This is a genomic window from Novosphingobium sp. TCA1 (assembly GCF_009811895.1).
In the GTDB taxonomy this organism is placed as follows: domain Bacteria; phylum Pseudomonadota; class Alphaproteobacteria; order Sphingomonadales; family Sphingomonadaceae; genus Novosphingobium; species Novosphingobium panipatense_A.
Window position 1 is genome coordinate 141,033 of sequence record NZ_BLJH01000003.1, and the last position, 20,217, is coordinate 161,249.

Annotated in this window: 19 protein-coding genes; 17 read left to right on the top strand and 2 right to left on the bottom strand. The window is 65.4% G+C overall.

The genetic code is table 11. The annotated features are described in order from the left end of the window. Positions 1 to 6: 6 nt before the first annotated feature. From cyoB to NTCA1_RS05980, 17 genes are all read left to right on the top strand, one after another. Positions 7 to 2,013 carry a cytochrome o ubiquinol oxidase subunit I gene (gene cyoB / locus NTCA1_RS05900; RefSeq protein WP_133083587.1) on the top strand — a complete coding sequence of 669 codons (2,007 nt, stop codon included), beginning with the start codon at positions 7 to 9 and terminating at the stop codon, positions 2,011 to 2,013. Positions 2,014 to 2,016: 3 nt separating this feature from the next. Further along, positions 2,017 to 2,655 carry a cytochrome o ubiquinol oxidase subunit III gene (cyoC, locus tag NTCA1_RS05905; RefSeq protein WP_133083588.1) on the top strand — a complete coding sequence of 213 codons (639 nt, stop codon included), beginning with the start codon at positions 2,017 to 2,019 and terminating at the stop codon, positions 2,653 to 2,655. Beyond that, positions 2,655 to 3,029 (top strand): cytochrome o ubiquinol oxidase subunit IV, encoded by a 375-nt coding sequence (cyoD, locus tag NTCA1_RS05910; protein ID WP_086494077.1) that lies wholly within the window; start codon positions 2,655 to 2,657, stop codon positions 3,027 to 3,029. Before cyoC ends, cyoD begins: the two co-directional genes overlap by 1 nt. A gap of 37 nt (positions 3,030 to 3,066) precedes the next feature. Continuing rightward, positions 3,067 to 3,807 (top strand): SURF1 family protein, encoded by a 741-nt coding sequence (locus tag NTCA1_RS05915; protein ID WP_159829231.1) that lies wholly within the window; start codon positions 3,067 to 3,069, stop codon positions 3,805 to 3,807. Further along, on the top strand, positions 3,795 to 5,159 hold the full coding sequence (locus NTCA1_RS05920) for an ATP-binding protein (protein WP_159829233.1): 1,365 nt from the start codon (positions 3,795 to 3,797) through the stop codon (positions 5,157 to 5,159). Before NTCA1_RS05915 ends, NTCA1_RS05920 begins: the two co-directional genes overlap by 13 nt. Next, the gene (locus tag NTCA1_RS05925) at positions 5,156 to 5,707 is read left to right on the top strand and encodes a response regulator transcription factor (protein ID WP_086494080.1); all 552 of its coding nucleotides are present in this window, start codon (positions 5,156 to 5,158) and stop codon (positions 5,705 to 5,707) included. The genes NTCA1_RS05920 and NTCA1_RS05925 overlap by 4 nt, the downstream gene beginning before the upstream one ends. A gap of 193 nt (positions 5,708 to 5,900) precedes the next feature. After that, on the top strand, positions 5,901 to 6,830 hold the full coding sequence (locus tag NTCA1_RS05930) for a LysR family transcriptional regulator (protein ID WP_236549118.1): 930 nt from the start codon (positions 5,901 to 5,903) through the stop codon (positions 6,828 to 6,830). A 97-nt stretch (positions 6,831 to 6,927) separates the two neighbouring features. Further along, positions 6,928 to 8,163: an amidohydrolase family protein gene (locus tag NTCA1_RS05935; protein ID WP_159829235.1), complete on the top strand. Its 1,236-nt coding sequence runs from the start codon at positions 6,928 to 6,930 to the stop codon at positions 8,161 to 8,163. 16 nt (positions 8,164 to 8,179) lie between these two features. Next, complete coding sequence (locus NTCA1_RS05940) at positions 8,180 to 9,703, top strand: bifunctional 3-(3-hydroxy-phenyl)propionate/3-hydroxycinnamic acid hydroxylase (protein ID WP_159829237.1); 1,524 nt, start codon at positions 8,180 to 8,182, stop codon at positions 9,701 to 9,703. Next, positions 9,700 to 10,131: a heme-binding protein gene (locus NTCA1_RS05945; protein ID WP_159829239.1), complete on the top strand. Its 432-nt coding sequence runs from the start codon at positions 9,700 to 9,702 to the stop codon at positions 10,129 to 10,131. Before NTCA1_RS05940 ends, NTCA1_RS05945 begins: the two co-directional genes overlap by 4 nt. Then, the gene (locus tag NTCA1_RS05950; RefSeq protein WP_159829241.1) at positions 10,128 to 11,012 is read left to right on the top strand and encodes a VOC family protein; all 885 of its coding nucleotides are present in this window, start codon (positions 10,128 to 10,130) and stop codon (positions 11,010 to 11,012) included. Before NTCA1_RS05945 ends, NTCA1_RS05950 begins: the two co-directional genes overlap by 4 nt. A 46-nt stretch (positions 11,013 to 11,058) precedes the next feature. Then, entirely contained in the window at positions 11,059 to 11,892 is an 834-nt protein-coding gene (locus tag NTCA1_RS05955) for a fumarylacetoacetate hydrolase family protein (RefSeq protein WP_159829243.1), read from the top strand. Positions 11,893 to 11,952: 60 nt separating this feature from the next. Then, complete coding sequence (locus tag NTCA1_RS05960) at positions 11,953 to 14,268, top strand: TonB-dependent receptor (RefSeq protein WP_159829245.1); 2,316 nt, start codon at positions 11,953 to 11,955, stop codon at positions 14,266 to 14,268. A 69-nt stretch (positions 14,269 to 14,337) separates the two neighbouring features. Continuing rightward, positions 14,338 to 15,366, top strand: a complete 1,029-nt coding sequence (locus NTCA1_RS05965; protein ID WP_236549119.1) for an MBL fold metallo-hydrolase — start codon at positions 14,338 to 14,340, stop codon at positions 15,364 to 15,366. Next, a complete protein-coding gene (locus NTCA1_RS05970; protein WP_159829247.1) occupies positions 15,363 to 15,821 on the top strand; it encodes a hypothetical protein in 459 nt (152 codons plus the stop codon). Before NTCA1_RS05965 ends, NTCA1_RS05970 begins: the two co-directional genes overlap by 4 nt. Continuing rightward, entirely contained in the window at positions 15,818 to 16,684 is an 867-nt protein-coding gene (locus tag NTCA1_RS05975) for an alpha/beta hydrolase (RefSeq protein WP_159829249.1), read from the top strand. Before NTCA1_RS05970 ends, NTCA1_RS05975 begins: the two co-directional genes overlap by 4 nt. Before the next feature lie 12 nt (positions 16,685 to 16,696). Then, a complete protein-coding gene (locus NTCA1_RS05980; RefSeq protein WP_133083598.1) occupies positions 16,697 to 18,022 on the top strand; it encodes a family 1 glycosylhydrolase in 1,326 nt (441 codons plus the stop codon). Positions 18,023 to 18,161: 139 nt separating this feature from the next. Here NTCA1_RS05980 and NTCA1_RS05985 read toward each other — a convergent pair whose 3' ends face one another. Beyond that, positions 18,162 to 18,938, bottom strand: a complete 777-nt coding sequence (locus NTCA1_RS05985; RefSeq protein ID WP_159829251.1) for a DeoR/GlpR family DNA-binding transcription regulator — start codon at positions 18,936 to 18,938, stop codon at positions 18,162 to 18,164. Next, positions 18,911 to 20,215, bottom strand: a complete 1,305-nt coding sequence (locus NTCA1_RS05990) for an MFS transporter (RefSeq protein WP_159829253.1) — start codon at positions 20,213 to 20,215, stop codon at positions 18,911 to 18,913. The genes NTCA1_RS05985 and NTCA1_RS05990 overlap by 28 nt, the downstream gene beginning before the upstream one ends. Positions 20,216 to 20,217: the final 2 nt, after the last annotated feature.

Sequence of the window (20,217 nt, forward strand, 5' to 3'; positions counted from 1 at the left end):
AGAACAATGGAAGTTGTAGACCATTCGCACTGGAGCCCGATACTGGGCCGCCTGTGGTGGGACGCCATGCCACAGGAACCGATCGTGCTTGCCACGTTCGTCGTCGTCGCCCTCGGCGGCGCGGCGCTCGTGGCCGGGCTGACCTATTTCAAGCTCTGGGGTTATCTCTGGAAGGAGTGGTTCACCAGCGTGGACCACAAGAAGATCGGGATCATGTACATGATCCTGGGTCTCGTCATGTTCCTGCGCGGCTTTGCCGACGCGGTGATGATGCGTATCCAGCAGTCGATCGCCTTCAACGGCAACGAGGGCTACCTCAATGCCCACCACTACGACCAGATCTTCACCGCCCACGGCGTGATCATGATCTTCTTCGTGGCGATGCCTTTCGTCACGGGTCTCATGAACTACATCGTGCCGCTGCAGATCGGCGCCCGCGACGTTTCCTTCCCGTTCCTGAACAATTTCAGTTTCTGGATGACGACGGCGGGCGCGGTGCTGGTCATGGCCTCGCTGTTCATCGGTGAATTCGCGCAGACCGGCTGGCTGGCCTATCCGCCGCTGTCCAACCTGGCGTACAGCCCGTGGGTCGGCGTCGACTACTATATCTGGGCCTTGCAGATCGCGGGTGTCGGTACACTGCTTTCGGGCGTCAACCTGATCGCGACCATCGTCAAGATGCGCGCGCCGGGCATGACCATGATGCGCATGCCGATCTTCACCTGGACTTCGCTCTGCACCAACATCCTGATCGTCGCGGCCTTCCCGGTCCTGACGGCGGTGATGACGATGCTCACGGTCGACCGCTACCTCGGCTTCAACTTCTTCACGAACGACTTCGGCGGCTCGCCGATGATGTACGTCAACCTGATCTGGATCTGGGGTCACCCCGAGGTCTACATCCTCATCCTGCCGCTTTTCGGCGTCTTCTCGGAAGTCACCTCGACCTTCAGCGGCAAGCGCCTGTTCGGCTACTCGTCGATGGTCTACGCGACGCTGGTCATCACCATCCTCTCGTACCTCGTCTGGCTGCACCATTTCTTCACCATGGGTTCGGGCGCGAGCGTCAACTCGTTCTTCGGCATCACCACGATGGTGATCTCGATCCCGACCGGCGCGAAGCTCTTCAACTGGCTGTTCACGATGTACCGTGGCCGCATCCGGTTCGAACTGCCCATGATGTGGACGGTGGCCTTCATGCTGACCTTCACCATCGGCGGCATGACCGGCGTGCTCCTTGCGGTGCCGCCTGCCGACTTCGTGCTGCATAACTCGCTGTTCCTGATCGCCCACTTCCACAACGTCATCATCGGCGGCGTGCTGTTCGGCATCTTCGCGGCGATCAACTTCTGGTGGCCGAAGGCCTTCGGCTTCAAGCTGAACGAGTTCTGGGGCAAGGTCAGCTTCTGGCTCTGGGTCCCCGGCTTCTGGTTCGCCTTCATGCCGCTCTACATCCTCGGCCTGATGGGCGTGACCCGCCGCATGCGCACCTTCGACGATCCGTCGCTGCAGATCTTCTTCATCATCGCCGCCTTCGGCGCGCTGATGATCGCAGGCGGCATCGGCGCTATGCTCGTCCAGTTCGCCGTGTCGATCTGGAAGCGCGAGGAACTGAAGGACGAAACCGGCGATCCGTGGAACGGCCGTACCCTGGAATGGTCGACCTCGTCGCCGCCGCCGGAGTACAACTTCGCTTTCACGCCGATCGTCCACGACATCGATGCCTGGGAAGACATGAAGCGCTGCGGCGTGGAGCGTCCGACCGCCGGCTTCCGTCCGATCCACATGCCCAAGGGCACGGGTTCGGGTCTGATCCTGGCCGGCCTGTCCACGGTCCTCGGCTTCGCGATGATCTGGTACATCTGGTGGCTTGCGGCCGTGTCGTTCCTCGGCGTGATCGGCTTCGCGATCTTCCACACCTTCAACTACAAGCGCGACTACCACATCCCGGTCGAGACGGTCGAACAGACCGAGGCCGAGCGTACGCGCCAGCTTGCAGCCGCAGGAGCCTGATCGATGACTGCAACTGCAATGAAGTCCGAACTGACCCAGCCCCAGCTCCAGGCCGCGTTCTACGACCTGGACGAGCATGATCATCCCGAAGGTGGCAGCACCATGCTGGGCTTCTGGATGTACCTGATGAGCGACTGCCTCATCTTTGCGATGCTCTTTGCAGCCTATGGCGTTCTCGGCGGCAGCTTTGCCGCCGGGCCGGGGCCGAAGGACCTCTTCGACCTCAAGCTGATCGCGCTGAACACGGCCATGCTGCTGTTCTCGTCGATCACTTACGGCTTCGCGATGCTGGCGATGGAGAAGGACAACCGCGGTGCCACGCAGCTCTGGCTTCTGGTCACTGCCGTGTTCGGCGCTGCCTTCCTCTTCATCGAACTCTACGAGTTCAGCCACCTGATCCACGAAGGCGCGACGCCGATGCGCTCGGGCTTCCTCACCGCGTTCTTCTCGCTGGTGGGCACGCACGGCCTGCACGTCACGTTCGGCCTGATCTGGCTGTTCACGCTGGTCGTCCAGATCGGCAAGAAGGGCCTGATCCCGGCCAACAAGCGCCGCCTGATGTGCCTTTCGCTGTTCTGGCACTTCCTCGACGTCATCTGGATCGGCGTCTTCACCTTTGTCTATCTCATGGGAATGCTGTGATGAGCGAGCACGTCCACCCCAACCATCACGGTGACGATCACGGCAGCCACGGATCGCTGCGCGACTATGTGATCGGCTTCATCCTCTCGGTCGTTCTCACCGCCATTCCGTTCTGGCTGGTGATGACCGGCGCGATCGCCGACAAGTCGACGACCGCCCTGGTGATCATGGCTTTCGCGGCGGTGCAGATCGTGGTTCACATGATCTACTTCCTGCACATGAACACGAAGTCGGAGAACGGCTGGACGGTGATGGCGCTGATCTTCACGATCGTCATTCTCGTGATCACGCTTTCCGGCTCGCTTTGGGTGATGTACCACCTGAACCACAACATGATGCCGATGACGAGCCACGAGATGGGCCAGCTGCCCTGATCGAGGCTTGGGAAAAGAGACGAAACTGACCGAAGCAATGCGGACAGAAACGGATCGAACGGAAGCGCGGCGGCCCTGGGGGCTCGCCGCGTTTCTGCTGGTGGCACTCTGCGCTTTCGTGGCGCTGGGCGTCTGGCAGGTGCAGCGGATGCACTGGAAACATGCGCTGATCGCCCGCGTGGAGGCGCGCGTCCACGCCGCGCCCGTCGCGGTGCCGGATGACGCAAAGCTGACCGGAGAAGGCGCGCGCGATCTCGATTACCTGCGGGTAGGGATCGCCGGGACTTACGAGGGCAGGGCCACCGCGCTGGTCCGTGCGGCCACCGAACTCGGCACCGGATACTGGACGATGACGCCGATCAGGACCGCCGAAGGCCGGCAGGTCTGGATCAACCGCGGTTTCGTTCCTGCCGGCACCACGCGCGAGCAGGCGGCGGCCACGACGCCTGCGGGCGAGGTGGAGGTGACCGGGCTGCTTCGCCCCACCGAGCCTGGCGGCAGCATTCTCCAGTCCAACCAGCCTGGCGCCGACCGCTGGTACTCGCGCGACGTGAAGGCTCTGGCCACGGTGCGCGGCATCGGGCCGGTCGCTCCGGCCTTCGTCGACGCGCAAGTCGAAAAGGCCGCGGCCGTTCAGGGCCTGCGCCCGGTTCCCGGTCTCACGCAGATCCACTTCCCCGACAGTCACCTGAGCTATGCGCTGACCTGGTTCGCGATGGCGGCGATGTCGGCCATGGCGCTGATATTCGTGTGGCGGCGCGGGCAATGGACCGCCTGATAGAACTTTTCGCGCCCGGCTTCGCGACCCATGCGCCGGGCGCATTGCCGGGCGGTTCGGCGAGCCGGGCCAATGTGATCCTGCTCACGCAGCTGCGCTGGACGGCGGTTTTCGGGCAGCTGGCCACTATCGTCATCGTCTCGCAGGGGCTTGGCGTGAAGCTGGAACTGGCGCCCCTGCTGCTGGCGCCGCTGCTGCTGATCGTGGTCAACCTTGCCTCCGCCAGCGTCGTGCTGCGGCGGCGCGACTTCACCCAGGGCGAGCTGTTCTCGGCCCTGATGGTGGACGTGATCGCGCTCTGCTGGCAGCTCTACCACAGCGGCGGCGCGACCAATCCCTTCACTTTCCTGTTCCTGCTCCAGATCGTGATCGCGGCGGTGATCCTCGATCTGCGCTGGAGTTCGCTGGTGGCGATCAACGCGTGCCTTTGCATGTTGCTGCTGACCTACTTCTACGTTCCGCTGCAGCTGCCCGCACGCTACGCCCAGCATCCTTTCGAACTCTATATCTACGGCAGTCTGTTCTGCTTCGTGCTGGCGGCGGTCCTGCTGATCGTCTTCGTCGCCCGGCTCGACTTCACCCGGCGCGAAAGCGACGCCAAGCTCGCGGCGCTGCGCCAGCAGGCGGTGGAGGAAGACCATATCATCCGCATGGGCCTGCTCGCCTCGGGCGCCGCGCATGAACTGGGCACGCCGCTGTCCTCGATCTCGGTGATCCTGGGAGACTGGGCGCGCCAGCCCGGCATTGCCGACGATCCCGACATGGCCGCCGACCTTGCCGACGTGCGCCGCGAACTGGCGCGCTGCAAGAACATCGTCAGCGGCATCCTGATGTCGGCAGGCGAAATTCGCGGCATCGATCCCGCCGTGACCACGCTGCGCGGCTTCCTGGGCGAGATCCTGGAGGAATGGCGCGCCCGCATGCCGGGCGAACTGCGCTTCATCGATCGCATCGCGGAAGACCGCTCGATCGTTTCCGACCCGGGCCTCCGCCAGGTGATCGGCAATGTGATCGACAATGCCGTGGAAGTCTCCCCCAGCCTCGTCGTGATCGAGGCCTGGGTGGAACACGGGCGTCTCGTCCTGACCGTCAGCGATCGCGGACCCGGCTTCGCGCCGGACATGCTGCCGCGCGTCGGCCAGCCTTATGCCTCGACCAAGGGCCGCGACGGGGGCGGCCTGGGCCTGTTCCTGGTGGTCAACGTGATCCGCAAGCTCGGCGGCAAAGTGGCGGTCGACAACCTGCCCGATGGCGGCGCAAGGGTGCAACTTGCGATTCCCCTTGCTACACTGGCCTATGAGCCCCGAAAGGGCGAGGATACAGGCGGGGGCCCTTCAGGCGGGACAATATGACAGAAGCAGCAGTGATCGATCCCGACGGCGCCAGCCTGCTGATCGTCGAGGATGACCCGACTTTCGCCCGCACCTTGCGCCGCTCGTTCGAACGGCGCGGCTACCGGGTCAGCTCGGCGGGCAGCCCCGAAGAGGCCGAATCCCTGAGCGAGGGCGAAGCCTTCGAATATGCCGTGGTCGATCTGAAGCTCGGAGCCTCGTCGGGTCTTGCCGTTGTGCAGTCGCTCCACGCCCGTTCGCCGGAGACGCGCATCGTCGTGCTCACTGGCTATGCCTCGATCGCGACGGCGGTGGAAGCGATCAAGTTGGGCGCCTCGCACTACCTTGCCAAGCCCTCCAACACCGACGACATCGAGGCCGCCTTCACCAGCGGCGAGGGCGACGCCAGCGTTCCGGTGGACGGGCGCAAGAGCTCGATCAAGACGCTGGAATGGGAATATATCCACCGCACCCTGGTCGAGTGCGAGTTCAACATTTCCGAAGCGGCCCGCCGTCTGGGCCTCCACCGCCGCACGCTGGCGCGCAAGCTGGAGAAGCGCCAGATTTAGCCGGGCGGGCTTGTGCGTTTCTTTAAGGCTTGCGTCCTATCACGCGTCATCCTGAACTTGTTTCAGGATCCATCTCTCGGTTCCGACCGTCGGCCTGAGCGGCAAAATGGATCCTGAAACGAGTTCAGGATGACGGGGCGCCTGGACAATCAGTTTGGCTGCAAAAAAGAGGGCGGGGGAGAGCAATATCGACATGGCGGACAGATCCTCCCCCACCCTCGCACGCATGCCGGCGATCGATCCGCGCGCGCTGATGACATTCCGTGTGGTCTGCGAAACCGGCTCGATAAGCGCGGCGGCGCGGATGCTGAACCTGTCGCAGCCCTCGGTTTCCAACACCATCGCGCTGCTGGAGCGCCGCCTCGGCGTCGCGCTGTTCGAGCGGCGGCGGGGCGGGATCGTACTTACCCGCGAGGGCGAAGTGCTGCGCCGTCCGGCCGAGGCCATGGCACGCCTGCTTTCGGACGCGGTGAGCGATGTGGAACATGCCCGCCACCACATCGCCGGGCCGCTGCGGATCGGCGGGACCCCTGGCGCGCTGCTGACGCTGTTGCCCGGCGCGATCATGCGGGTCGAGGCGGCGGTCGGAGACTTCGCCTTGAGCGCGATCGAAAAACCCGACGAACAACTGCTCGACATGCTGCGCAAGGGCGAGATCGAACTGGCCTTCGTCACCACCCGCATCCAGAACGTGCCCACCGACATGGTGGAAGTGACTTGCGCGCGCGATCCTTTCGCGCTGATCGTCGGTCCGCGCCATGCCGATCTGGGGGATCGCGTCTCCCTGCGCGAAGTCGAGCACTACCCCTGGGTCCTTCCCGAGGCGCGCGGGGCCTTCCGCCGCCAGGTGGACGCGCTGTTCATCGCCGCCGGTGTCTCGGTGCCGCGCACGACGATCCGCAGCGATTCGCTGCTCACCACCCGAGCCATCGTGCGTGAGACCGATCGCGTCACCGTGCTGCCGCGCACGGTCGCGCTTGACGGCGCTTCGGACGGCTCGATCCGGGCCATCGCCATTCAGGAGGCCGTCTTCGAACGCAGCGTGGGCGTGCTGCGGCTTGCGGACCGGCGGCTCTCCCCGCTGGCAGAGGCGATGCTCCAGGCTCTACCGGAGGTTCCATAGTTTATCCCTATGGCAAATAGAAAACTCATTATTTTACTTGAGGGCTGTTAAGGCGTTAAATCCCTCTCGACCGAATGATAAAAGACGGGAGAGAGCGATGCGGACCCTGATCCGCGATGTATCCATCTTCGACGGCAGCGGCAGCGCTCTCCAGACCGGCTCGGTGCTGGTGGATGGCGAGCGGATCGCCCGCGTGGCCTACGGTGACGACGCACTGGCGGGTGAAACTGCCGATGTGACCATCGACGGGCGCGGCAAGACGTTGATGCCGGGTCTGGTCGACGCGCACACCCACCTCACCTGGGGATCTTCGGTCGAGAAGATCTACCACCAGTTCATCCTCCCACCGGACGAGTTGAAGGTCGCGGCCTGGCGCAATGCGCGGGTGCTGCTCGATCACGGCTTCACCTCGATCTACTCGGCCGGCGCGCTCGGCGACATGATCGAGCCGGAACTTGCCCAAGCCATCGCGGCGGGCGAGACGCCGGGGCCGCGCATGGTGCCCTCCACCCTCGAACGCAGCCCGGAAGGCGACGAAGGCGTCGAGACCGGCGACGTGTTCAACGGCCGCGGGCCCGATGCGATGCGCCAGTTCGTGTCCTACTGCAAGGATGAGGGCGTCCAGTCGATCAAGCTGGTCGTCTCCGGCGAAGATGCGCTGAAGCCCGGCTCGGCGATGCAGGTGCTCTACACCCGCGAAGAAATGCTAGCGGCCGGAGAGGCGACGCGCGAGGCGGGCATGTGGATCGCCACCCACGCCTATTCGCCCGAAGCCATCGGCCTCGCGCTCGATGCCGGTGCGCGCATTCTCTACCATTGCTCCTTCGCGGACGCGGCGACGGTGGACCGCATGGCGGCGGACAAGGACAAGTTCTTCTACGCGCCCGGTCCGGGCGTTTCGGTAGCGGCGATCGAGGCCAACCCGCCGCCGCACGTCGACATGACGCATATGAAGGCCAGCGCGCATGAACGCATGGGCCTTGAAGGCAAGCTGGTGCCCGAACTGAAGGCGCGCGGCGTGCGTATCCTGACCGGCGGTGACTACGGCTTTCCGTTCAATCCGCATGGCCGCAACGCCCGCGATCTGGAGCATTTCGTCCAGTACTTCGGCTTCACCCCCGCTGAGGCCCTGCGCTCCGCCACCCAGTACGGCGGCGAGCTGATGGGGTTTGAGGTCGGGCTGGTGAAGGAGGGCTGGCTGGCCGACCTGCTGCTGGTCGACGGCGACCCCACGGCGAACGTCGCGGTGCTGCAGGACAAGGACCGGCTGAAGATGATCATGAAGGGCGGGGCGTTCCACAAGGCGCCCGCCGAGATCGAAACGACGGGTTAAATCAGGGGCTAAATCGATGTCGTACGACGTGGTTGTCGTAGGCTGCGGCCCTGTGGGCGCGCTGGCCGCGAACCTTCTCGGCCTGAAAGGGCTCAAGGTGCTGGTTCTCGAACGGGAACTGGAACACTACCCGCTGCCGCGCGCGGTCCATCTCGATCATGAGATGATGCGCCTGTTCCAGTCCGCCGGGGTGATCGATCGGGTGGAGGGCGACATGATCGCCACCGACGGCCACCTGCATGTCGGCGCTGACCATGGTGTGATCCGCTACATGGGCACCGTGGGCAAGCCGCGCCCGTTCGGCTGGGCCAACGATTACTTCTTCTACCAGCCAGAACTCGAAGCGCACTTGCGCGAGGGCTTTGCGGCGATGCCGAATGTCGAACTCTCGCTGGGCGCCAGCTTCACCGGGCTGACGCAAGACACAGAGGGCGTGACGGTCGACTATCTCGACGGGGCTGAAACCCGCACCGCGCAGGCCCGCTGGGTCATCGCCTGCGACGGCGCGCGCAGCACAGTGCGCAAGGCATTGGGCGTCGCTCTGGACGATCTCGATTTCGAGGAGCCCTGGCTTGTCGTCGATGCCGAAGTGGAAGGGCCGGTGGCGTTTCCGCCGCTTTCCGGCGTGCCGGAGGGGGCTGATCTCCAGAGGCTCTCGGTGATGATGTGCGATCCCTCGCGCCCTGCCACCGTGGTTCCCGGCCGCCGCGACCATCGCCGCTGGGAGTTCATGCTGCTCCCCGGCGAGGACGACGCGGCGATGTCGGCGCCGGAAAAGGTGGCCGAACTGGTCGGCGCGTGGATGGCCGATGTGCCGCACCGGATCGTGCGCGCCGCCACCTATCGCTTCCACGGCCTCGTCGCGCATCAGTGGCAGGTCGGCAACGTCTTCCTGGCCGGAGACGCCGCGCACCAGACGCCGCCGTTCTTCGGGCAGGGCATGTGCCACGGCCTGCGCGATGTCGCCAATCTGGCGTGGAAGATGGATGCGGTGGCCAACCACGGCGCCGAGCCTTCGGTGCTGGGCACCTATCAGCGCGAGCGTGATCCGCATGTCCGCGCGGTGATCGGCGCGGCGGTCGCGGCCGGTCGCTACATCTGCGAACTCGATCCCGCAGCCGCCGCCGCTCGCGATGCCCGTATTCGCGAGGAAGCGCGCCAGAAGGTCGGCGAGACCGCGCATGACCTGATCCCCGCTATCGCCGATGGCGTGGTTGTCGCCCGGACTTCCGGCGCGGGCGTTCGCTTCGTGCAGCCGGTGCTGACCGATGGCCGTAAGCTCGACGACCTGACCGGCGGCGACTGGCGTCTTTTCGTGCGCGACGATGCCGTGCCGGGCCGGGCCGAGGGCGTCACCCGCGTTTCGGCAGGCACCCTGCCGGATAATGGCGCGGTCACTGCATGGCTCGACGAACACGGCGCAGATGCCGTGCTGATCCGCCCCGACCACTACGTCTTCGGCACGGCCAACCATAGCGCCGAAGACCTCCTTGCCGCCCGTGCGGCGCAGCTTTTCAGCCATCAGGAGCTTGCCGCATGACTCTCACGCTGGCTCAGGCCCAGACCATCGTCACCAACACGCTCGCCGAAGCGCGGGCCCGCAATGCCAAGCAATTGGCGGTGATCGTGCTCGACGCGGGCGCGCACCCGGTCGCCTTCGCCCGCGAGGACGGGGCGAGCCTCTACCGCTTCGACATTGCCAAGGCCAAGGCCGAGGGCGCCGTGGGCATGGACGCGGACACTGCCGTCCTTGCCGAGCGCGCCAAGGGCAGCCCGACCTTCTTTCAAAGCGTCACCGCTGTCGTCGGCGGCCGCATCGCGTTCTCGCCCGGGGGGGTAGTGATCCGCGATGCCGCCGGCATCCTGATCGGCGCCGTGGGCGTCAGCGGTGACACCGGCGAGTGCGATGCCCAGTGCGCCCGCGCCGGCATCCGCGCGGCGGGACTATTTCAGGAGCAAGAGGCATGAAACTGCGCAGCATCGAATTGGCGCTGCCCGATCCGGCCGCCGCCGCCAGGTTCATGATCGAAATCTGGGGCATGGCAGCTGCCGAGGTTCAGGGCGACACGCATTACCTGCGCGGCTCCGGCCCGTTCCCTTACCTCGTCGCCTTCGAGAAGTCGGAAGACGAATTCGTCCGCTCGACCACCTTCGTCTGCACGGCCGGTGAACTGGAAGCGCTGAAGGCGCGCTTGGCCGCCTCGGGCTGGACAGCAAGCCCGACCCAGAGCCACGACCTTGGCGGCGGGCACGGCGTGCTGGTCGAACTGCCCGAAGGCACGATCCTGCGCTTTCTGGTGGACGCCGCTGAAGTCGAGCCGATCATCGGGCGGGACCTGCCGGTGAAGCTGACCCATGTGGTGTTCAACGCCGCCGATGCCGAAGCCTGCGGCTATGCGGTGGAGGACATTCTCGGCTTCCTCGTGTCCGACCGCACCAAGGGCATGGTCTTCGTGCGCTGCAACGACAGCCACCACTCCACTGCCTTCGCCCGCGCCGGTTTCGCCTCGCTCAACCATGTCGCTTTCGAGATGGAGGACATCGATGCGGTGATGCGGGGGATCGGTCGCCTGCGCGATCACGCAATGGTTCCCGCATGGGGTCCCGGCCGCCATGGCCCCGGCGCCAATGTCTATGCCTATTTCATCGCTCCGTTCGGCCCGGTGATCGAGTTCTCGACCGCCGTGGAGAAGGTGCCGGAGGACTACAGGGTCGGCGCGCCGGACGATTGGACCTGGCCCGCGGGCCGCATCGACCAGTGGGGCATGTCCGACAAGGATTTCGAAGGCCTTCGCCGCGCCGAGGAACGCTTCCGCTTCCGCCGCGACTGGGAAGCCGCGCCGCTCTGACCATTTGACCGCCGCCGCAGCCAACGCGGGGCAGGGGAGACTACGCATGAACCGTTACATCAGCTTCGAACGTCCCGATGGCACCAAAAGCTTCGGCCGCCTCGAAGGCGAGAAGGTGATCGATCTGGGCGCACCCGGCAGCGACACCTGGCTGAAGGACGTGCTGGCCGGTGACCTTGCCGCGCTGCCCGCCACAGGCGAGTTCGCTTTCGCCGCCGTCACGCTGTTGCCTGTGGTTCCGAACCCGGAAAAGATCCTCTGCGTCGGCCTCAACTACGCCACCCACGTTGCCGAGACCGGGCGCGAGCAGAAGGAACACCCGGCGATCTTCACCCGCTGGGCCGACAGCCTGATCGCCGATGGCGAGGCCATGGTCCGCCCGCCCGAAAGCGAGCGCTTCGACTATGAGGGCGAACTGGCCGTCATCATCGGCAAGGGCGGCCGCCGCATCGCACCCGAGAACGCCTGGGGCCACGTCGCCGGTTTCGCGCCTTTCAACGACGGATCGATCCGCGACTGGCAGCGCCACAACATCCAGTTCACCCCCGGCAAGACCTGGCCCGGCACCGGCGGCTTCGGCCCTTCGATGGTCGTCGCGGCCGATGTGGAAGACCTGTCCTCGCAGCGCGTGCAGACCCGCGTGAACGGCGAACTGGTGCAGGATCAGCCGGTGTCGGACATGATCTGGGATATTCCCACGGTCATCGCCTACTGCTCCACTTTCACCGATCTGAAGCCCGGCGACGTGATCGCCAGCGGCACGCCCGGTGGCGTCGGCGACAAGCGCAAGCCCCCGCTCTACCTCAAGGCCGGAGACACCGTGGAAGTCTCCGTGGGCGTGATCGGCACCCTTTCCAACCCCGTCATCGACGAGACCTGACGGGTCGCAATAGCCAGCCATAAAAATCGGCAATAACAATACGTTTGGGGAGAGACCAACATGAACACCATCAGCAAGTTCAGCCTGCTTTCCGGCATAGCCCTCGGCGCCTTCAGCATGCCCGCAATGGCGCAGGAGGTGGCGACACCTGAAACGCAGTCGGTTTCGGGCACCGATATCATCGTCACCGCCTCGCGCCGGGCCGAGCGCCTCCAGGACGTGCCGATCGCCGTCTCGGCCATCACTGGCGACCAGCTTACCGAGAGCGGCTTCCAGAAGCTGACCGATATCCAGTACCAGTTCTCCGGCGTGCAGTTCGGTTCCTCGCCGAACGATTCCGGCTTCCGCCTGCGCGGCGTGGGTTCGGCAGGCGGCTTCTCCAGCTCTTCGGAACAGAACGTCGGCACCGTGGTCGACAATGTGGTCATTCCCTTCGGCAACCCGATCAACAGCCTTGGCGACCTGGAGCGCGTGGAAGTGCTGAAGGGGCCGCAGGGCACCCAGTTCGGCAAGAACGCCTCGTCCGGCGTCATCAATATCACCACGAAAAAGCCCGATCCCTCGCGCTTCTTCGGCAAGGCCTTCGTGAGCTATGCCGAGCTGAACGAAGTGAATGCCAATGCCAGCGTCAACGTGCCGGTATCGCAGAACTCGGCGCTCGCGGTGTTCGGGTTCTATCGCCGCAACGACGGTTTCCTCAAGAACGTCTATCGTGACGAGACCTGGGGCGGCGAGGAAAGCTACGGCGGCCGCGCCAAGTTCTTCTTCGAGCCCAGCGACGATCTTTCGATCTACCTGATCGGCGACTATTCGAAGATCAGCCGCAAAGGCCCCGGCCAGCTCTGGACGCTCAACCGTCTGCCCAGCTTCGCCAATCCGCTGATGGCCGCGCGCTTCGGCAACCTTGCATCGCTGGGCGTGACGGCAGGCTTCGACAATACCAAGTCGGTCGAGGACTACGGAGGATACTCGTCCGAGCAGAACTACGGCGCCTCGCTGGAGATCAACTACGCGCTGGGCGACTACAACCTGACCTCGATCACGGCCTACCGCCGCCTCGACGAAGGCCCGCAGGTCTTTGCCATCGACGGTTCGAGCGTCCCGGTCTTCACCGCGCAGCAGACCGGCACCGACCAGTCGTTCCTTTCGCAGGAGCTGCGCATCAGTTCGCCCAGTGGCAGCCAGCTGGAATTCACCTCGGGCGTCTACGCATCGCGGCGCAAGGTGGGTGACGACAACGACTTCAACCGCGCGCAGCTTCGCCCCGCCAATCCGTTCCAGAGCTTCATCGTCAATATCTCCGGCGGGCAGGGCAATACCCAGACGCGTTCGGACTCGCTGGCGGCCTTCTTCGACGGCAAGTTCCATGTCACCGAACAGTTCAGCCTGATCGGCGGCCTGCGCTATCAGTATGACTGGGTGAAGGCCTCGTACTTCTCGGTCGTGGATCCCAACTTCGCGCCTGCAAGCCCGGCAGCTGACGGTTCGGGCTTCGTCACGCCCTATACGCCGACTCCGCTCCAGACCGGCAACACGAAGAAGGGCTCGTGGTCAGGCCGCGGCGGCGCCGAATTCAAGATCACGCCCGACGTCATGCTGTTCGGCACCATCGCGCGCGGCTACCTCGGCCCGACGGTGACTTTCACCGGCCTCACCGGCACGCGCACCAACGTCAAGCCCCAGACCGTCCGCGACATCACCGTGGGCATCAAGTCTCAGCTGTTCGACAAGGCCGTGACCTTCAACGCCAACCTGTTCTACGACAAGTACAAGAACCTCCAGACCTCGGTGTTCAACGGCGTCGAGTTCGTCACCGAGAACGCGGGTGGCTTCACTGCCAAGGGCTTCGAGATCGACGCGTCCTGGCGGGTCAGCCCCGCACTCTCGTTCAACGGCGGGTTCACGTATTCGGACACCAAGTTCACCGACTACGTCACCGCCTGCCCCGAGGACGTGAAGGCCGGTTACACCTGCTATTTCGCGGCGGACGGCGTCACCAGCCTGGTCCAGGCCAAGGGCGAGCCGCTCTCGGGGGCGCCCAAGTACAGTGCCACGCTGGGCGCCGACGTGAAGCTGCCGATCAACGACAGCCTCCAGTTCGATACGTCGGCCAATATCTACTACCGCAGCCGGGTGCAGTACGCGGTGGCCAATGCCTATGCCTATCAGGACGGTTACGGCACGATCGGTCTTTCCGCAGGGATCGGCCACCCGGACGGCAACTGGCGCATCGGCGCCTTCGTGCGCAACCTGCTTGACCAGCGCTTCCATGCCTCGGTCATCCACCTGCCTTTCGCGGACTCCGGCGCCTATGTGAACTGGCTGACCCGCGAAGGCCGTCGCACCATCGGCATCCAGGCCGAAACGAAGTTCTGATCAGCACCGGCCGGGACCTTGAGCGAGGTCCCGGCCCCATTTCCGAACGGCCCGCAAGAGGCCGCTGGCATGAGGATGACGACGAACATGCAGGCGCAGGTGAAACGCGCAATAGCCGCGCTGGCCCTTTCGGCCCTGGCGATTTCCTCCGGTTCCGCGCGCGCGGCCGCAAGCTGCCCGGCGCTGCGCTGGACGACGCTGGGCACGGCGGGCGGCCCCGTTCCGACGGCGGAGCGCTCCGAACCGGCGAACCTGCTCACCATCGGAGAGCGCCGGATACTCGTCGATACCGGCGACGGCACCGTGGACCAGCTTGCCCGGATCGGTCTCGATCTCGGCGGGATCGATACGGTGTTCATCAGCCACAACCATCTCGATCATACGGGCGGGCTGGCCGCGGTGATCGGGCTGCGCTGGATGAACCAGTTTCCGGGGGTCCTCACCGTCTACGGCCCGGTTGGCACGCGTGCGGTGGTGGACGGCATCGTTGCCTCGCTGGCGACGCCGGGCAGCATCGGCTTCGGTCTCGGCACGCCGCCGCCGCGTCCGGCGGATTCGGTGCGGGCGGTCGAACTTGCGGATGGGCAGTCGCTCGATCTCGGGCAAGGGGCAAGCGTGAAGGCCGTCGCCAACAGTCATTTCGACCATGACGGCAAGTCCCACTCACGGCCCGACGCCAGCAATGTCTCGCTGAGCTATCGTTTCGCGCTCGGCAGCCGCAGCCTGACCTATACCGGCGACACCGGGCCAAGCGCTGCGGTTACCGCGCTGGCCAGGGGCAGCGACATGTTCGTGACCGAGATCATCGCGCTCGATGCCTTGCTGGGCGAAATCCGCATGCGCCGCAAGGACGCCTCGCCCGAGATGCTGTCGGGCATGGAGCGCCATCTTTCCACCCATCATCTGAGGCCCGAAGCGATCGGAGAGATCGCGGCGCAGGCTGGAGTGGGGCGCGTGGTGCTTACGCATTTCGCTGTGCCGCCGGGGCCTTTGCCGCAATATGAACCCGCCATTCGGGCGGGGATCGCCGCGCGCTATGCCGGGCCGGTCGATCTCGCGCGCGATCTCCAGAGCTTCGATGTGGGATGTCGGCCATGAACATCGCTGCCCGGCTGCGGCGCGAGCAGATCACCAGCGGTGCGATCAACCTGGTCCTGAGCGCGGCCTTTTTCTTCGGCGTCTTCGGGGTCAGCGATCGCCCGCTGCGCTTCGCCGCGCCCGACAACTTCGCGCTGGATTTCCTGCCGCAGGCCGCCGCGATGGCACTGATGTCGTCGCTGGTACCGCTGCTGGTGGTCTCCGCGAGCCTGCGCAAGGCAGTCAGGCGAAGCGGCGGCGGCCTCTTCATCGCGCGCACCGTTCTTGTTGTCGTTTCGGCCGGACTGGCAAGCGCGGCGGCGCTGGCCGCATTCTGCCTGTTCGGGCCTTGGCGCGAGATCGGCTGGTCCTTGGCGCTGGCCGTGAAGCTGATTTATGGCAGCGGGCTGGGCGTGGCGGGAACGACGTTCGCGCTCACCCGCCTGTTCGCCCACCGAGGGAGTGAGAAGGCATGACCGCTGGTGAAACCGCACGCGCCATCGCGGCGATGGGAACCAGGCTCGGCCCCGATGTGGTGGCGGCCTGTCGCAGCCTGTTCGATGCCGAGCAGCATGCGCTTGCCGAGAACATCGCGCCGGTCGCGACCGACTGCGCTTACGGACCCGATCCCCGCAACCGCCTCGATCTCTATGGCGAGGGCGCGGGATCCCGGCCGGTCGTGCTTTTTATCCATGGGGGCGGGTTCCTCGTCGGCGATAAGGGCGGCGAAAGCGGCGGCGAGAATAGTTGGGCCAATGCCCATGTCGGGCGCTGGGCGGCGGCGAACGGGCTGATCGGCGCGGTGATGAACTACCGGCTCGCGCCCGCGCACATGTGGCCCTCGGGCGCGGAGGATGTGGGCCTTGCCGTCGACTGGCTGCGGGCGAACGTGGCGGCGCATGGCGGCGACCCGGAGCGGATCTTCCTGCTCGGCACCTCGGCAGGCGCGGTCCACGTCTCGGCCTTTCTGAAAGCGCGGGAGGATCATGCCAGGCTCGTGCGCGGGGCCGCGCTGTTATCGGGGCTCTACGGTTTCACGCCGCTGGATGAGCGCGACATGCTCTATTACGGCCCGCAGGACTGCTACGACCTGCGCATGCCGATGGGCGCGGTGATGGCGACGGGCCTGCCGCTCCTGATCGCCTGCGCTGCGTTCGATCCGCCGCGCTTCCAGGCGGAATGGGCCAGTCTCCTCCAGGCCCGCCTCGGCCGCCATGGCCACCTGCCGCGCGCGCACTATGCCTCCGGGCACAACCATTACTCCATGGCCATGCATCTCGGCACGGCGGACCACCGCCTGTCGCATGAGCTGCTTTCCTTCTTCGCTGACCATTCCTGAGGGGCACGTCCGATGACCAAGATCGCGAATCTCGACCGCCGAAGCCTGCTTGCCGCAGGAGCGCTTGCAGCCGCCGCACCCCTTGCGGCACGCGCTGCGGCGAAACGCCCGAACCCGGCTTTCCCCAAGGGCTTTCTCTGGGGCGCCGCCACCGCACCGCACCAGATCGAGGGTAACAACACGGCTTCCGACCTCTGGTTCGTCGAAAACCAGAAGCCGACGATCTTCGCCGAGCCTTCGGGCGACGCCTGCAACAGCCTGGAACTCTGGGCCACCGATCTGGATATCGTGAAGGCGCTGGGCCTTACCTCCTATCGCTTCGGCGTGGAGTGGGCGCGGATCGAGCCGGAGAAGGGCCTGTTCTCGCAGGCCATGCTCGATCACTACAAGCGGATCGTCGAGGGCTGCCACGCGCGCGGGTTGACGCCGCTGGTGACCTTCAGCCACTTCACCGCGCCGCGCTGGTTCAGCGCGCAGGGCGGCTGGACGAATGCCGAGGCGCCGCAGCTCTTCGCGCGCTACTGCGACAAGGTGGCCCGCGCCATCGGCGCCGATATCGCCATGGCCATGACCCTCAACGAGCCGAACATCCTGCTCATCCTCAAGAACATCCTGCCGCCACAAGTCTGGGACATCCAGCGCCAGACCCAGGAAACGGCGGCCAAACGCCTCGGCGTCGAGAAATTCATCTGCGCCAACGTGGCGGGCCGCGAGGATATCGATGCGATCCACGCGGGCCTCATGGCCGGGCACAAGGCCGCCCGCGCAGCGATCAAGGCCGTGCGCGGCGATCTTCCGGTAGGCTTCACGCTCTCGATCATCGACGAGCAGGCCTCGGGCAGGAACTCGCTGCGGGACAAGGTCCGCGCCGAACTCTACGGCGACTGGCTGGAGATCGCCAAGGCGGACGATTTCATGGGCGTCCAGAACTACGAACGCGCGGTCTGGAACGACAAGGCGCGCTTGCCCGCGCCCGAGGGGGCCGACCGCAACTGGTCGGGCACCGAAGTCTGGGCGCCTTCACTGGCAGGCGCGGTGCGCTATGCCCACGAGGTGACGAAAGTGCCGATCCTCGTCTCCGAACACGGCGTCGGCACCGAGGACGACACTTTGCGCGCACGGTTCATTCCGGCGGCGCTGGAAGGGCTGAAGCAGGCGATGGACGACGGGGTGCCCGTTCTCGGCTACATGCACTGGTCGCTGCTGGACAATTTCGAGTGGATCTTCGGCTACAAACCGCGTTTCGGCCTGTGCAGCGTGGACCGGAAGACCTTTGCGAGAATGCCCAAGCCGAGTGCTTCGGTGCTGGGGGGGATTGCGAGGCGGAATTCGCTTTAAGGGGGGAAGAGGAAAAGCAGGGGGTCAACACCCCCTGCACCCCCATGACCGTCTAGGTCACGCGGACCAAACCCGTTTTGCGCGCATGGCGGCGTCGGGAGACTTGGTGACTGCGCCGCAAGGACGCACTACGCTATCTTCAGGCGATTACCACCTTCACCCCGAGGTCCCGCAACCGATCCGCCATGTCCTGCGGAATCCCGGCGTCTGTGACGATGATGTCCACCTCGTCCAGCCCGCAGACGATCGCGCCCGAGGAGGAGTGGAACTTCGAGCTGTCGACGAGCAGCACGACTTCCTCGGCCCGGTCCATGAACCGGCGCTCGGCGGCGACGAGGATTACGTCCTGTTGCATCACCCCCTGGGGACCGACCGCCGCCGCGCCCATGAACAGCTTGGGCGCGTGGAAGCGCGGCATCGAATCCTCGCCGGCCGGGGCAAGCACGATATTCTGTTCGCGGAACACCGTGCCCGAGGGCAGCAATACGCGCGTGCCCGTCTGCGGCAGCAGGGCATGGACGATATGCAGCGAATTGGTCAGCACCTGCATGTCCAGCCCGTCGAGATAGGGGCACATCTGGAGCGTGGTCGTGCCGCCGTCGATCATGATCCCTTCGCTGGGGCCGCAGAGCCTGGCGGCGGCGCGTCCGATGGCCTGCTTGGCGGGAAGGTTCTGGGTGATCGACTGTTCGAAGGGCGTGCCCGCCAGGCCCTGAAGCCGGTCAGGCTTATCGTCCTCCGGCAGCTTCGCCCCGCCATGGACACGCTGGATGCGGCCGGATTCCTCCAGCCGCGTCAGGTCGCGCCGGATCGTGGCGGGGGAGGCGTCGAGCCGGGCCTCGAGAGCGCGGTAGCTCACGAAGCCCGTGTCGGCGACGGCCTCCAGTATCAGGCGTTCGCGTTCCTCGGCGTGCATGCGACTTGTGCTTCCTTCTGAGAGCGATGACCCGGATCGGCCTGTTCCGCTTCGAGCTGTTCGAGCGACTTGCCCTCGTTGCGCGGTGCCCAGAGGGCGCCGATGATTCCGCTGATGACAAGGAACCCGGTAAGAATCCAGGCAAGGTTCGTAAAGCCCGTGGCATTGAGCATCGGCACGAAGAAGCTGAACACGCCGAGAGAGATGCGCACGATGGCGAAGCAGACGCCCTGCGCGGTGGAGCGCAGCATCGTCGGGAACATCTCCGAACTCCAGAGCTGGAAGAAGCTCTGCGCACCGAAACCGCCGCCGAACTGGAGCAGGAAGACGTAGAGCAGGGCGACCGGGATCGTCAGCGGGAACACTGCCAGCAGCATCATGCCCAGAACCTGGATAACCGCCGAGACGATAAACAGCGTGCGCTGGTTCACCTTGTCGGACAGGCGCATGAACACGAAGGTCACCGAGATCATGGCGACGAAGAAAGAGACCGCCTGGATGGCGACGCTCTGCGCCTGCGTGGCGGCGCCCATGGTGCGCAGGATGTAGGGGAAGAAGAATCCGTTGGTGCCTGCCCAGAGGTTCCAGAACCCGTACATGCCGACCAGCCCGAGGATCGAGGCCAGGTACTTGCCCTTGAACAGGCTGGAAACCGGCGGGCGCTTCACCTCCGATTTCTGGGCCTCCACCCAGCGCTCCGATTCCTTCATCCTGGAGCGCAGCAGGGTAAGGCCGAGGGCGATTACCACGAGGTGCGCGAAGACGATCCGCGCGCCGAGCACGCCGAGCGAGGTGAGCGCAAGGCTCATCAGCAGCACGACCACGGGACCAAGATACCACAGCGCCTGCGCCACGCCGGAATGCTTGCCGCGACGATCGTCAGGCGCCTGCTCGGCGATCAGTGACCAGCTTGCGGGAATGTCCGCGCCTACGGCGAGACCGACGATCAGGAAGCCGGTGACGATCATCCAGGGCGCTACCGCGAAGACCAGCATCGCCATGCCCGCCGCGTAGATCAGCATGTCCCACTGGTAGATCTTCTTGCGGCCCAGTTTGTCGCAGAGCCAGCCGCCGATCAGCGCGCCCACGCCCGCGCCTATGGCGTTGGGGCCGAAGGCGGCGATCAGGCCGACGAAGTCGTTGGAGAGGTGATAGCTCTCCTGCCACAGCGCGAGCGCGGCGGAACCGGCGACGATCGAGCCGGCATCGATATAGTTGGCGAGGCCGGCCAGAATCGTGTTCCGCCAGTTGTCCTCCCCTCCTTGAACTTGCGTCATTT

Excerpts from the sequence above, each read along its gene's own strand:
- NTCA1_RS05935 (WP_159829235.1), top strand. The coding sequence starts at position 6,928 with ATGCGGACCCTGATCCGCGATGTATCCATCTTCGACGGCAGCGGCAGC.
- NTCA1_RS05955 (WP_159829243.1), top strand. The coding sequence starts at position 11,059 with ATGAACCGTTACATCAGCTTCGAACGTCCCGATGGCACCAAAAGCTTC.
- NTCA1_RS05985 (WP_159829251.1), bottom strand. The coding sequence starts at position 18,938 with ATGCACGCCGAGGAACGCGAACGCCTGATACTGGAGGCCGTCGCCGAC.
- cyoB (WP_133083587.1), top strand. The coding sequence starts at position 7 with ATGGAAGTTGTAGACCATTCGCACTGGAGCCCGATACTGGGCCGCCTG.
- cyoC (WP_133083588.1), top strand. The coding sequence starts at position 2,017 with ATGACTGCAACTGCAATGAAGTCCGAACTGACCCAGCCCCAGCTCCAG.
- NTCA1_RS05925 (WP_086494080.1), top strand. The coding sequence starts at position 5,156 with ATGACAGAAGCAGCAGTGATCGATCCCGACGGCGCCAGCCTGCTGATC.
- NTCA1_RS05975 (WP_159829249.1), top strand. The coding sequence starts at position 15,818 with ATGACCGCTGGTGAAACCGCACGCGCCATCGCGGCGATGGGAACCAGG.
- NTCA1_RS05980 (WP_133083598.1), top strand. The coding sequence starts at position 16,697 with ATGACCAAGATCGCGAATCTCGACCGCCGAAGCCTGCTTGCCGCAGGA.
- NTCA1_RS05915 (WP_159829231.1), top strand. The coding sequence starts at position 3,067 with ATGCGGACAGAAACGGATCGAACGGAAGCGCGGCGGCCCTGGGGGCTC.
- NTCA1_RS05960 (WP_159829245.1), top strand. The coding sequence starts at position 11,953 with ATGAACACCATCAGCAAGTTCAGCCTGCTTTCCGGCATAGCCCTCGGC.
- NTCA1_RS05920 (WP_159829233.1), top strand. The coding sequence starts at position 3,795 with ATGGACCGCCTGATAGAACTTTTCGCGCCCGGCTTCGCGACCCATGCG.
- NTCA1_RS05940 (WP_159829237.1), top strand. The coding sequence starts at position 8,180 with ATGTCGTACGACGTGGTTGTCGTAGGCTGCGGCCCTGTGGGCGCGCTG.
- cyoD (WP_086494077.1), top strand. The coding sequence starts at position 2,655 with ATGAGCGAGCACGTCCACCCCAACCATCACGGTGACGATCACGGCAGC.
- NTCA1_RS05945 (WP_159829239.1), top strand. The coding sequence starts at position 9,700 with ATGACTCTCACGCTGGCTCAGGCCCAGACCATCGTCACCAACACGCTC.
- NTCA1_RS05965 (WP_236549119.1), top strand. The coding sequence starts at position 14,338 with ATGAGGATGACGACGAACATGCAGGCGCAGGTGAAACGCGCAATAGCC.
- NTCA1_RS05950 (WP_159829241.1), top strand. The coding sequence starts at position 10,128 with ATGAAACTGCGCAGCATCGAATTGGCGCTGCCCGATCCGGCCGCCGCC.
- NTCA1_RS05970 (WP_159829247.1), top strand. The coding sequence starts at position 15,363 with ATGAACATCGCTGCCCGGCTGCGGCGCGAGCAGATCACCAGCGGTGCG.
- NTCA1_RS05930 (WP_236549118.1), top strand. The coding sequence starts at position 5,901 with ATGGCGGACAGATCCTCCCCCACCCTCGCACGCATGCCGGCGATCGAT.
- NTCA1_RS05990 (WP_159829253.1), bottom strand. The coding sequence starts at position 20,215 with ATGACGCAAGTTCAAGGAGGGGAGGACAACTGGCGGAACACGATTCTG.